Here is a 13,419-nt window from a genome sequence, read left to right as displayed (position 1 = left end):
TAGTGAGCAGTTTGATATTCATTCTACCATCCCCTTGTATAAAAATAGCGCTCACTTCATCCCTTATAATTATAAGAATTCACAAAAATCTGGGAACCACATTCGCACAAGCTTGCCTCCAAACCGCATAACCTGCAGATAACCCACAAGTCCATCTCTTGTGCAGTTTACAAGCAGAATGTAATTATATTCCAATTGTATTTTTTCATTTGCCCGTTAATTGAATCAACTCAAAACTCGTATACAGTAATGGTACAAAACCGCACTTGTACGGATTACCAGGAATTCACTTCCAAAATCTGTCTTCTGCTAACTGATACTTGATATACTCTGCAATCCGTTCCGCATTTTTCCCTGCCGTATCCACATAATAGCCCCGGCACCAAAATTCTCTGCTCCGGTATTTATACTTCAGTTCTCCACATTGTTCATACAGCATCGCACCGCTCTTCCCCTTCAGGTATCTCATAAATCCAGACACAGACACCTTCGGCAGAATCTCTGCCAGAATATGAACGTGGTTTTCTTTATACAAAAAGCCAGCGTCCGGCAGATCACTTTACCGGACGCTGGCCTTATTTTTTATGTATAGCCGTTATCTCTGGCCATAGTAGGCGTTGGGACCGTGTTTGCGGAGAAAATGCTTGTCCAGCATGGCCTGAGGCGCCACATGCGCAGAAGGGCACACCTGCCGGGTAAGGATGGCCATGCGGGCTACCTCCTCCAGTACCACGCTATGATATACCGCCTGTGCCGGGCTGTTTCCCCAGGTAAAGGGGCCGTGTCCGGCGCATATGACTCCGGGGACGTGGGCAGGATTGATGTTCCGCTTCCGGAAGGTCTCCACAATCACCCGGCCTGTGTTCCTCTCGTAGTCCCCGTCTATCTCTGTCTTGCTCAGGCATCGGGCGCAGGGGATGGAACCATAAAAATAGTCGGCGTGGGTGGTGCCATAACAGGGGATATCCTCCCCCGCCTGAGCCCAGGCCACGGCGTTGGGGCTGTGGGTGTGGACCACGCCGCCTAAAGTGGGGAATTCTTTGTAGAGAATCAGGTGGGTGGCGGTATCGCTGGAGGGGTTCAGGTCTCCCTCCACCCGATTGCCGTCCAAATCCACCACAACCAGGTCCTCCGGCTTCAGAGCGTCATAATCCACGCCCGAGGGCTTGATGACCACCAGGCCCCGGTCCCGGTCAATTCCGGACACGTTGCCCCAGGTGTAGGTCACCAGGCCACGGCGGGGCAGCTCCAGATTAGCCGCCCATACGGCCTGTCGCAGTTCTTCCAGCATGCCGCTCACCGCCCTCTCAGCTTCCAGGCCAGGTCAGAGAGGAAGAGGTCGTGCTCCAGATTCTCCAGCGTGGTGTCCTCGGTGATGTGGACAAACTCAATGTCCATCATCCGTGCCCAGTCCCGCATCTGTTCGGCCGTCACATCGTAGCTGAGGACCGTATGGTGGGCGCCGCCTGCGGTGATCCAGCACTCCACGCCAGTGGTCAGGTCAGGGAGAGGCTGCCACATTACCCGGGCCACCGGCAGGTTGGGCATGGGGAAGATGGGCTTGACGCAGCGGATATCCTGGCAAATGAGCCGGAAACGGCCACCCATGTCCACCAGACTGACTACAATGGCCTCTCCCTCGTGGCCCTCAAATACCAACCGGGCAGGGGGTTCCCGGTCGCCGATGCCCAGGGGATGGACCTCAATGCGGGGCCGTTCCGCCGCCACCGAGGGACATACCTCCAGCATATGGGCGCCCAGGCTGTACTGGTTGCCCGGCTCCAGATGGTAGGTGTAGTCCTCCATAAAGGCGGTGCCGCCGTTCTGTCCCTCGCTCATGGCCTTCAGAATAGCGGTCATGGCCGCCACCTTCCAGTCTCCCTCGCCGCCGTACCCGTAGCCCTGTGCCATCAGGTGCTGGGTGGCCAGGCCGGGCAGCTGGCGCATGCCGTACAGGTCCTGGAAGGTGTTGGCGAAGGCCATGCAGCCCTCACCGTCCAGCATAGCCTTCATGGCCAGCTCCTCACGGGCCTGATAGCGGATTGTCTCCAGGTCATCGGGGTTCAGGTCATAATTCTGCCGGTACTCCTCTACCAGAGCATCAATCTGTTCTTCCGTGACGGCCTCCATGGCCTCCACCAGCTGGCCAACCGGCCAGGTGTTCACCTGCCAGCCCAGCTTGATCTGGGCCTCCACCTTGTCGCCCTCGGTGACGGCTACCTCACGCATGTTGTCGCCGAAGCGCATCACCTTCAGCGAGCGGGAGAAGGCCACGCCCACGGCAACCCGCATCCAGTCCCCCAGGCGGCGCTGGACGGCCTCGTCCTGCCAGTAGCCGGCGATGACCTTCCGGGGCAGGCGGAGCCGGGCACCCAGAAAGCCGTGCTCCCGGTCCCCGTGGGCGGCCTGGTTCAGGTTCATAAAGTCCATGTCGATCTGCTCGTTGGGGATGTCCCGGTTGTACTGGGTGGCCAGGTGGCAGTAGGGCTTGCGCAGATCCACCAGCCCATTAATCCACATTTTGGAGGGGCTGAAGGTGTGGCACCAGGCCACAATGCCGGCACAGCGGGGATCGTGGTTGGCCTCCCGCACCAGGTCGGTGATCTCGCCGCAGGTCTTGGCTGTGACCTTATAGATCAGCGGGCAGGGCAGGCTGCCGGAGGCGTTGAGGGCTGCGGCCATCTCGGCTGCCCGGGCGGCAACTGTCTCCAGCACCTCCTCGCCGTAGAGGAACTGACTTCCCACCACGAACCAGAATTCATAATCATGCATGCTCATGGCAATTGACTCCTTTTATAATGCGTTTACAGCGGTCCGTTCCACCGTCAGTGCGGCACAGTACCCGTCCAGGAAGGCGGCGAAGCCTGCCCGATCCTTGGGGTTGGGCGACAGGCAGCTTTCGCGGACATTGGAGAACACCCGCCGGGACAGATAGTCCGTCAGGGACTCACCGGGTGCTCTGTTTACCGCATAGGCGGCCAGCAGCGCCATGCCCCAGGGTCCTCCCTCCCCTGCCGTGTCCATCACCGCCACCGGCACGTCCAGCGCGGACGCCATCAGACGCTGGGCCACGCCCTCCACCTTGAAGAGGCCGCCGTGGCCTGTCAGCCGATCCAGGGCCACCTGCTCCGGGCCGGTGAGAATGTCCATGCCCAGCTTCAGGGTGGCCATGGCGGCGTACAGGTGAGCACGCATCAGGTTGGCCAGGGTCAGGCGGCTGTCCGGGCGGCGCACCAGCAGGGGGCGTCCGCCAGACAAGCCGGTCACCGGTTCGCCGGAATAGTAATTGCAGGCAATCAGGCCGCCGCAGTCCGGTTCTCCCTCCAGTGCCTTGCGATAGAGCATGGTGTAGAGCGCCGTGGTGTCCAGCTCAGCACCGGCGGCAGCCGCCGCCTCACCCATCACATGGACCCAGGCGTCCAGGTCGGGAGTGCAGGTGTTGCAGTGGACCATGGCTGCCGGGGCTCCCGCCGGAGTGGCTACCATATCAATTTCCGGGTATACCCTGGACAGGGGCCGCTCCAGCACCGCCATGGCAAATACGGAGGTTCCGGCGGACACATTGCCCGTCCTGGGGGCCACGCTGTTGGTGGCCACCATACCAGTTCCCGCGTCCCCTTCGGGAGGGCAGCAGGGGATGCCGGGCTCCAGCGCTCCGGTGGGGTCCAGCAGCCTGGCTCCGCCGGTGGTCAGGCTGCCTGCGGCAGCACCTGCCGGGAGCACCTTGGGCAGCACCTTCCCCAGCGTGAAGCTGTGGCCGTGGGCCCGGAGCAGGCCGTCAAACCGGTCCAGCATGTCCTGGTGGTAATCCCCTGTTTCCGGGTCGATGGGGAACATGCCGGAGGCGTCCCCCACCCCCAGGACCTTCTCTCCGGTGAGCTGCCAGTGGACATAGCCCGCCAGGGTGGTGAGAAAGTCCAGCTGTCCCACATGGGACTCGCCGTTGAGCACCACCTGGTACAGGTGGGCGGCACTCCACCGCTGGGGAATGTTGAAACCCAGACAGTCGGTCAGCTCCTCCGCCGCCTGGGCGGTGTTGGTATTGCGCCAGGTACGGAAGGCTGCCAGCTGGCGGCCCTCTCTGTTAAAGGGCAGGTATCCGTGCATCATGGCGGATACACCCAGTGCCCCCGGGCGGCTCAGCGGGACGCCGTACCGTTCTTTGACCTGGGCGGCCATCTCGGCGTAGGCCGTTTGGATGCCCCGCCATACGTCGTCCAGATGGTAGGTCCACAGTCCATCCTCCAGCCGGCTCTCCCAGCTGTACGCGCCCGACGCCAGCGGGGCGTGGTCCGGGCCGATGAGAATCGCTTTGATACGGGTGGAACCCAATTCAATGCCGAGGGCCGTTCTGCCGTCGAGTACGTCCTGAGCAGTTGTCTCCTGTTCCATAGAAAATGGCTCCTTTGTGCTGACCACTGTCGGTCAGCTCTGGGATTTGCTTTCGGGAAAAATGATTTTCATAATGGGGAAGAATACCCAGAAGGCGATGCAGCACTGGAGGAAGGCGGCCACCAGACCGCCGGGGCCCTCGCCGATGGTGCTGTACAGCCAGGGCTGATATACGCCGTACAGGGCATTTGCTCCCACGGTAATGACGCAGAAGGCCAGGAAATACCACATAGCCTGCCAGGCCACGTTGCCGTCGGACTTGAAGGTGACCTTCCGCTTCATGAAGAAGCTCACCACCTGGGAGAGAATCAGAGGGATAAAGGTGGCCAGGAAGTAGGCCAGGCCGCCGTGTGCCAGATAGTCGCCGGTGATACCGTTAAGTGTTGTGTGTACCAGAGTATTCACCGGCCCGGCAGTGAAGTTGAATACATAGTAGGGGTTCAGGCCGGTGATTGTCTCACCCGCCACCGTCACCGTGGTGACAGCCGCCGGGTCCCCGATGGGCCCGAACAGGTGCAGATTCACGTCCACCAGCCCTGTGGCTCCAAAGACGGGCTGGAGCACCGGAATGAGCACCACCTGCACCAGAGTGGCCAGGTTGCCCACCAGGAAATAAGTAATAAACTGGGCAATTTGGGGATGGCTCCGCCACAGCTCCACCAGCTTGCGGATGGGGCCGGACTGGCCCAGCCTTTTTACGCTTCCGCTCACCTGGCGCCCTCCTCTCGGCAGGAAATATGGACCTGGGCGCTGCCGTAGGGACTCTCGGCCCGGAGCACAAGCTCCCCGGGGCCCTTGGGTTTGACAATGGCCAGCGCCTGGCCGTAGTAAGTATCGGTGGTGTCGGTGAGGTAGCCCCGCTCGTTGTAGGGGCAGGCGCTGCCCAGAGCCAGTAGCCTTCCGCCCTCCACCGCCACCCGGATATCTCCACGGGCCAGCGGCTTGAGCAGGCCGTTTTCATCGGTGTAGCGCAGCCGGACATAGCACAGTCCTTCAGCGGATACCCGGGGCTCCTCCGGCTCTGCGGCAAGGCGGGTCTCCTCTCCGGCGCTGGACAGGCTGGTGCGCCCCAGCTCAGCTCCGTCGGCGCCGTAGACCACGGCGGTCAGCTCACCCGGCTGCCAGGTAACCCGAAAGACCGCCCTGCTGTCCCGGTCCGGTTTTTTCTCCCCCATGGGCCTGCCGTTAAGGAAAAGGGCAACTTTAGCGCCTCGCGCGTACACCTCTACCCTGGTTTCTTTTCCTTCGCAGCCGTTCCAGGCCCAGCTCTCATAGGTATTGCTCATCCGCCAGGCGGAGGGAGAGTGGGGCTCAAAGGCGTGATCGGCGGGGACCACGCCGATACGGATGGGGCACAGCTCAAAAGCCACCTGAGTATAGGCGGTCTGGCCGGTGGAGGCACCGGTCAGGTCCAGCACGCCCGCGCTGGCGGTAATCCAGCCAGGCCCGTGGTCAAAGTCAGGGGCGTAGTCCCGGTACTCCATGGCCCCCAGGCCCACCTCGCCCAGATAGTCCATGCCGGTCCAGACAAAGTCGCCGATAAGGGCGGGGTGCTTCTTGGCCAGCTCCCAGAACCGTGCCGCATCCGCGCAGAAGGTCTCGCTGCCCAGGATGACCCGGTCGGGGTACTTCTTCAGGTCCCGCACATAGCGCTTTTCTCCGTAGTTGTATCCGGCCACGTCCAGTTTGGCAAAGGCGTCTCTGGTTTTCACGTCGCTGCCATGGAGGGTGGCGCCGAATTTCATAAAGTCCGCGCCCAGCAGTCCAGCCAGATTGTTAAAGAACTCGCTGCCCACCGCCTTCTTCTTGGCCGATATGCCTTTACGCCGCTCCGCTTTGGCCGCCTCCTGCTCCGCCTTTTTGTCGCTGTACACTCCGAAGCCCATAGAGCTTAGGAAGTTGAAGAAGATGTTGATGCCGCAGGTCACAGGGCGGTTGTCCAACTGGTGCAGGTACTCGGTCATCTGCCCGGTCAGCTCAATGCCCCGCTTCTGGGCGGTCTCGGACACCTCGTTGCCGATGGAGTACATGACCACGCTGGGGTGATTAAAGTCCTTGTCCACCAGGGAGGACAGGTCCTCCCTCCAGCGCTCGGGCATGTACTGGGCATAGTCGTACCGGGTCTTGTGGATATACCACATGTCGGTGTACTCGTCCAACACCAGCATGCCCAGCGTGTCACAGGCATCCAGCAAAGCCTTGGAGCATGGGTTATGGGCGGAACGGATGGCGTTATAGCCCGCCTGCTTCAGCAGCCGCACCTTCCTCATTTCGGCGTCTGGAAGCGTAATCGCCCCCAGAATACCGTTGTCGTGGTGGATGCAGGCACCACGGAGGATGACCCGCACGCCGTTGATGCAAAAGCCGTTTTTGCTGTCGCAGGTGATGGTGCGAATGCCAAAGGACTCCTCCCGGACATCCTCTCCGAAAACTACACGGCAGGTGTAGCACTTGGGGTTGTCCAGACTCCACAACTCCGCGTCAGGGAGAGGGATGTCCACTGTACCGCCGGGCTGGCACTTGCATGCTGCCTGAGTCAGCTCCCGGTCTCCGTCCAGAATAGAGACCTGAGCCGTGCCGGGGCAGGTCAGGGAGAGAGCTACGCGGACGGAGGGGCGAACGTGGTCCAGGGTTTGAATCTTCAGGCCGTTAAGCGCGATGTGCTCTTTGGGCAGAACGTGGAGCCACACCGGGCGGTAGATACCCGCGCCGGAGTACCAGCGGGAGTTGGGCTGGTCGGCGTTGCGGGAGATGACCCGGATATGATTCTCACTGTCTGTTCGAAGCAGGCCGTCCAGAGCCACGAAAAAGCCAGTGTAGCCTCCGGGCTGAAAGGCGGCCTTGCAGTCGTTGACAAAGACCTCCGCATCCCGGTACACGCCCTCAAACTCCAGGAACACGGCCCGGTCCGCCCACTCCGCCGGGACGTTGAAGGCCTTCTGGTAGACGTAGTCATAGCCCTCAAACCAGCCAGTGTTGGTCCCGCCGGCGGACTGCGCCGTCCGCGGCTCGGAGAGCATGGCGTCGTGTGGGAGCGTGACAGCGATGGACTTGTCTTCCTCGCCCATGCGGGATACAAACCAGTCGGAGTTAAATGGTAATTTGGGCATCTGTTCACCTTCTTTGGAAAAGCTGGCCAGACTGCTTATCTAGCCATTTCTTCCTTATTTTTTAAGTTCTCCTGTTAAAATTACTTTATCAAAGCACATTAAGTAGCACAACACAAATTTATCCCAATATAGCACTTTTTTATTTTTTAAACATACAAATATATATTAGTTCTATTTTTTACATACAAGCAAAAAATAGAACTAGTATATTTAAAAAAATATCAAAAAATTGAAATAATTAAACTATAAAATGCAAATTGATAATTTCATTTTGAGTGCTATAATAAAGAAGTTGTATTCTTTTATATAGCCAACCCCTGAAATATTACATTTGAGGAGAAACTTATGGCCTATAAATACCTTCTGCTGGCAGCTCAACTTCAGGAGAAAATCTCTAACGGAACTTTTTTGAATAAGTTACCCACCGAGCAGGAGCTAACACAGCTCTACTCGGTCAGTCGTCAGACGGTACGGCAGGCACTGGATAAGCTGGTGGAATTAGGTATTATCGAGAAGCGGCAGGGTTCTGGGTCCTGGATACTCAAACAGGCACAGATCAGAGGAAGTGATAGAATTGCCATTGTGACCTCCTACGTCAACGACTATATATTTCCCACCGTCCTGCAGGACATCCAAGCGGTAATCAGTCAAAAAAACTACTCCACGCTCCTCTTTTCCACTCAGAATAAAGTGTCGCTTGAACGAGATATCCTTCAGGGACTGCTCCACCAACCAGTAGGTGGGCTGATCGTGGAGGGCTCTAAAACCGCTCTTCCTAACCCTAATTTGGACCTATATGAAAAGATGGATCTGGCCGGCATCCCGGTAGTCTTCATCCACGGAAGCTATAAAGCACTACCGGGGTCTGTGTGTGTATCTGACGACAACTTTGGCGGTGGGTATCAACTGGCACGTCACCTCATCACCCGCGGTCACACAAAAATTGCCGGCATCTTTAAGAGTGACGACATTCAGGGACACCAGCGGTACTTAGGCTATTTGGCAGCCATGCGGGATGCCGGGCTGCCTATCCCGGACGATCGGGTCCTGTGGTACACCACAGAGGAGCGCCACTACCTGCTAGACTACGGCCATAACGACTTGCTCAACCACTTTATCCAGTTCTATCTTAAGGACTGTACCGCGGTCATCTGCTATAACGACGAGATCGCAGATCGGATTATCCGTATGCTTCTGGGCAGTGGCCACAGGGTCCCCGCAGATACTGCAGTAGTCAGTTTTGACAACAGCTATTACAGTGACCTATGCCCAGTGCGCATTACCTCCCTAGCCCATGAAGCCCACCGGTTGGGCAGCATAGCTGCTGAGCTGCTGTTGGAGCGGATGGCAGGTCGGCAGGTTGAGTCCCAGTCAATTACTTGGCGTCTGATCCAGAAAGAAAGCAGCTGAATAATTATGTACGAGTTTCCCATCGAGGGTGCGGACCTGGGCGACTCCCACTCTTACAAGCATACCAGATAGCAGGTTGTAAATAATATTCTGGGATGGGAGCACTTTTGGCCTTATTCGCAATTACTACAAGCCTTGTTTCATCGTTCCGATATTAGAATAATTAAACATCATATTTCGTTTGTTTTTTAGATTTAAAAACATATCCATAACTTTTACCGAGACAAGTCGTTGACAAATCTGTGCAAATATGCTACTCTGTTTCCATAAAAGTCTCTCTTAGGTGAACGCCCGCTAGCTGGTGGGTAACCCACCACGTCTCTCTTTTCCCTTACCCTGGGGAGCGTCTCTCTAATGGAATCCATATGACTGTCATGCTTGCTGCACGGAAGTCATAGGGTTTACCACTAAACCACATAGGTTAAGTCGATCTGCAATCGGCTCAATTTTAGAGTATTTTGACGGCATCATTGCCATCAAAATACTCTTTTTTCATTCAGAGGCCAGGAAGCACCCTAGGCCTATGCTCTATCATTCTCTATACCGCAGCCAGCGGCAGCAGAGAGCCTGTATTCTCTATCACGCACTATGATTCTCGACCTACTCGCTCACCCATCCGCCTTGGGTGCTCGATACCCTGCAGCCAGCAGGGGGCGCAGCACTCGTCACACCAGCCGCGCCTTTCGCATAGGTACGGCATGGGTCAAAATCAGGAGGTACCCCTTGTCCAAAAAAGGAATGGATAAAAAAGTGGTCGAGACCCCATATACTGATATTTATGTCACAGTCAGAACAACTCGCTCTGCAGACGGGAGCACATGCCGTATTGCCGCAATCGCCTCTGATTGCAGAGGCAAAGGATTGCCCGGTGCCAAACAGCGGGTCCAAAAGCTGAATTCAGCTTCCGAGCGTCAGGACATAGAGCGTGCCACAGCATTTGTCATTGCACGGGCATTAGATGCATATATCCAGGCGTATCCCCAACAACAGGCCCCCGCTCTTTCAGAGAATATTGCGGCAGATACGCTTCTAAGCCTGTATCAGCAATTCCACGAAGCCGGGTATCCGGTTCATCCAGATTGGCGCCCAGGCACAAATCATTCCGCCAAATTGGCCTTTAAGCGCACTATACCTCACATCTGTGCTGCCCTAGCTGATGGATGTGATCCCCAAAATCTTGCTGTTGCCATACATGACCGTGTACGAGACGATGTACAGAGCAATGCCAACGCCAGGGATAGGTCCAGCATAGATAAAACCGTACGAAAAAATATGTTGTGGTGCGATGCGGTGCTAAACGCAATGCGGCTTGCGTATCCCGGACGGCCGGAATTGAAGATTCGGCTGAATGTTCCGGACGGCCATGGATTGTCGGTTCTGAGAGAGCAAGCCAAGGCATTACCGCAGAATATTAGGGAGGCTCTTGCCGAGTACCTGACTGACTGCTGCAGGCTGTACGATGCCAGGCTGGCGCTGACCTCTCCTGACTGCGCCAATCCAGAAGAACTCAGGCATCAGATTCAGATGCTGGAGAAGGTTATACCCGACGAAAACCCCCGCTATGTCCTGGTGATGCTGATGATGTATGATGCCGGTCTGCGCACCTCTGAGGCTGCCGCTGTCACGGGTGACAGTCTGCGCCCCCTGGACTGTGCAGGCCATCACACCACCTCTTTGGTTCTTGTTCAGTGTCAGGCACGGGATGGCAAACGATGCAAAATTTTAAAGAGCGAGAACGCCTACCGCACGACTGTTCTGTCCCACTGGGGGCACGTGATGGTTCAGAGCGTACTGCGCTATCTGGCAGTCTTTGATTCTCAGTGGCCCCAGCATGTGACGGATCCAAAGGGGGCGTCCGCATGGATCTTGCAGCGGCTCCGGGTACTTGGTGTCTCCGATTGCTGCCTGAGCAATACAGCCGCATCGCTTATGGCTGCCGGAGAACATGGGCTCTTGGCCAGCGAAGATTTGTCCGCATATATTTTGCGCCGGGATTGCGCCACCCGCTGGGCTTTTCGTTGCGGACTTTCTCTGGACACCATCGACATTTTGCTCGGACACGCAAGGTACGGCCGCAAGAGCGGGTGCGTGGAGTACCGCGACACCAGATGGCTGACAGAAATTGCGTATGCGATTGAGCGATATGTGCATGTGCCTGAGTACAGCGCAGCACCCAAGTATATGCCCTATCTGCTGCCTTGCGGGACGATTGATATCCAAACGCCATACCCCACTTACTGTTATCGCAATATAGGCAGTCAGCCTGTGCAGATCAGCATTGCAATTACTGCACAAGAACCCGGAGAGGCAATCACACTCTGCTGTTCTGGTGCAGTAGTCCACGCCATCCATGCGCAGGATGTGGCAGATGCACCGGACAAGCGTATGGAACGTACAATTTTTACGACTGGAGATAATCACGATGGATCATAAGATAAATGACGGCTGGCATAATCCCTTAACCACCATCGCCGTAAACACAGAAATGCGCAAAGAAGACGGTTTGCTGCGGTTATATTATAGCGGCTGGTTCTGGTATAATGGCATCTGCTTTCATTTCTATATCTGTCAGCGGCTTCCGCCGCTCCCCGGTAACATCCAGGCTACCATGGTAACCATCACATCCGAGGAACTTGTAGCGGGCCAGTGGCCAACCGCAGACCTTGGGTGTCGTGGAGAACTCTCAATCATAGATCCGCAGAGCGGATTTACGCTCAAACTGACAGGCTCTGCAAAAAGAGCGCGTATTAAAAAATCCAAACAGCTTTCAGCAAAGCGATGCGGACTAAGTGCCGAAGAGGTCGAAGCAGAAGTGGATGTTACGGTGCGTAAAAATATCCGTACAGCAACATCCAATCTTGAGGTTATCAAGGATGCCATTGAAAAAGCCGCGAAACGAGCTTACGCCGAACACGAAGGACTGCTGGCCCGCAAGCTTGGAAACATGACTGCACCGGATACAATCACTCCGGCGCAAACGTACAATCTTTATCACACGCAGTTTTTTGATCATCAGTATCTCTATAAAGAGAAGCCGTCACCTGAAACGTTTGCGTCATATCGGAGTGCACTCAAGTCACTTTGCTATGAGCTTCCCGTCATTCCAATGAAAGATATCCGCAGAACTCATATAGAGCAGCTGTTTCAGAAAAAGAACACATGTGATTTTCACAAAGGGCTTCTCCGGTCTTTTTGGGACTTTTGCAGGAACAATGGCTATTGTACTGGCGAGGACCCATTTTCAAAGCCTACCGGGAAGAAAAAGCGTACTGCAGAAACGCTGGCTCAAAATTCGGTCACGCCAGAGTCCCTGTCCCTGGAAGACTGCAACAGAGTATATAAACGGTGCATGGAACAGGTGACGGATAGCGGGCTTCCCTGCGCCGTAGCGCTCTCCTTGTTTGGCGGCTTCTCCTTTGATAAAATTGGGTCCAAAACATGGGGCGACATCATGTTCAACCCCAGTGATCAGGATGATGTGCGGGTACAGGATCGCAACGATACGGCTGCAGGCGCAACCCACGACCGGACTCGCCCTCTGTTGATCCAAGGCGCCCGTATCCTCACGAGCCGCTATCACCACCTTCTCACAACGCACACGCCGAATCAACTTGCCGATATGCCGGTTGTCGTACAAAAGAATGCAAAGCTTCGTCCTACGGCAACGCAATTGACACAATATTGCAATACAATTTTGTATCAGAGTGGGATCGCCGTGGGAGAATATTCCGCAATCAAAGAAGGCCGTGAAGCAGTGTCCAAGAGACTGTTTCGGAACACCTATGCTCATTTGATTGATTATGAGTGCGGCTTGCAGAAGGAATTTGGTACCCGCGAATATCTCCACGGAACGTCTCTGACCGCCAACACTTCTGCCGACCACTATATTGGCTATTCCAGCGAGGATGGGCAGCGGGCTATGGTAGAACTTCTGCATCGGGTCGGTCCCAATGAAGAAATTCCGGAAAGCGGCGTCCACAAGCTCCATAGTGGTGGCGGTTCTGGCTATATATGCCGGCCTGCTGCAACCGCACGTCTAGTGGTGCTCACCGCCACGGTAGAGATTCCACCGGGGGGAATCCTGGAACTCTCCGCCCCTCACGGAGTAAGTGGGAGTTTGGCTTGCACTTACGTATCCCCGTCGCCGAAGCACCGTAAACGGCGAAAAAACGAGGAGTCTTCCCTACCCTCCCCTCCTGACTCCAGCGAAGGCCAGGAAGTGCCGTCTGCCGTGGGCAGCAAGGCACTCCGCAAGCGCCGGAAAAAGCAGCAGTGCAGGAACTGTACAGAGCCTGAAGCCAGCATACCTCCTGTCCCCGGTTCAGCAGAACTTCCACACGAGGAACTGTCAGAAGAGAATACCCAGCTCTGTTTGTTCTGAAGCAAAGAAATACGGTCCACTCTTATATCATAACGGGGACAGAACATAACAGATTTCTCCTTCCTGCGGCCGATTTTGGGAAAAATAAAAGCAGGAAACCATCTCTGATTTCCTGCTCGGTTGCAC

General features: G+C 56.1%; 8 protein-coding genes and 1 pseudogene. 3 read left to right on the top strand and 6 right to left on the bottom strand.

All coding sequences use genetic code 11. The features are described 5' to 3' along the window. Positions 1-286 precede the first annotated feature (286 nt). From tnpA to ACOX7T_RS03920, 6 genes and pseudogenes are all read right to left on the bottom strand, one after another. Positions 287-523: pseudogene (tnpA, locus tag ACOX7T_RS03945) on the bottom strand (IS200/IS605 family transposase); the annotation flags it as partial. A 72-nt stretch (positions 524-595) separates the two neighbouring features. Further along, positions 596-1,291, bottom strand: coding sequence for an L-ribulose-5-phosphate 4-epimerase (locus ACOX7T_RS03940; RefSeq protein ID WP_433440080.1), 696 nt, complete (start codon positions 1,289-1,291; stop codon positions 596-598). Positions 1,292-1,296: 5 nt separating this feature from the next. Next, positions 1,297-2,778, bottom strand: a complete 1,482-nt coding sequence (gene araA / locus ACOX7T_RS03935) for an L-arabinose isomerase (protein WP_433440078.1) — start codon at positions 2,776-2,778, stop codon at positions 1,297-1,299. A 15-nt stretch (positions 2,779-2,793) separates the two neighbouring features. Next, a complete protein-coding gene (locus ACOX7T_RS03930; protein ID WP_433440076.1) occupies positions 2,794-4,392 on the bottom strand; it encodes a xylulokinase in 1,599 nt (532 codons plus the stop codon). Positions 4,393-4,425: 33 nt separating this feature from the next. Next, complete coding sequence (locus tag ACOX7T_RS03925; RefSeq protein WP_433440074.1) at positions 4,426-5,103, bottom strand: GtrA family protein; 678 nt, start codon at positions 5,101-5,103, stop codon at positions 4,426-4,428. After that, entirely contained in the window at positions 5,100-7,502 is a 2,403-nt protein-coding gene (locus ACOX7T_RS03920; protein WP_433440072.1) for a glycoside hydrolase family 2 TIM barrel-domain containing protein, read from the bottom strand. The genes ACOX7T_RS03925 and ACOX7T_RS03920 overlap by 4 nt, the downstream gene beginning before the upstream one ends. Positions 7,503-7,847: 345 nt before the next feature. Here ACOX7T_RS03920 and ACOX7T_RS03915 point away from each other — a divergent pair, with 345 nt between their 5' ends. From ACOX7T_RS03915 to ACOX7T_RS03905, 3 genes are all read left to right on the top strand, one after another. After that, the gene (locus tag ACOX7T_RS03915) at positions 7,848-8,912 is read left to right on the top strand and encodes a GntR family transcriptional regulator (RefSeq protein ID WP_006574213.1); all 1,065 of its coding nucleotides are present in this window, start codon (positions 7,848-7,850) and stop codon (positions 8,910-8,912) included. A 723-nt stretch (positions 8,913-9,635) separates the two neighbouring features. Next, positions 9,636-11,345 carry a hypothetical protein gene (locus tag ACOX7T_RS03910; protein WP_433440070.1) on the top strand — a complete coding sequence of 570 codons (1,710 nt, stop codon included), beginning with the start codon at positions 9,636-9,638 and terminating at the stop codon, positions 11,343-11,345. After that, the gene (locus tag ACOX7T_RS03905) at positions 11,335-13,293 is read left to right on the top strand and encodes a hypothetical protein (RefSeq protein ID WP_433440068.1); all 1,959 of its coding nucleotides are present in this window, start codon (positions 11,335-11,337) and stop codon (positions 13,291-13,293) included. Before ACOX7T_RS03910 ends, ACOX7T_RS03905 begins: the two co-directional genes overlap by 11 nt. Positions 13,294-13,419 lie beyond the last annotated feature (126 nt).

It is taken from the genome of Pseudoflavonifractor sp. (assembly GCF_050943825.1).
Taxonomy (GTDB): domain Bacteria; phylum Bacillota; class Clostridia; order Oscillospirales; family Oscillospiraceae; genus Pseudoflavonifractor.
Note: the sequence above shows the minus strand (reverse complement) of the source record. Positions and strands in the feature narration are given on the sequence as shown.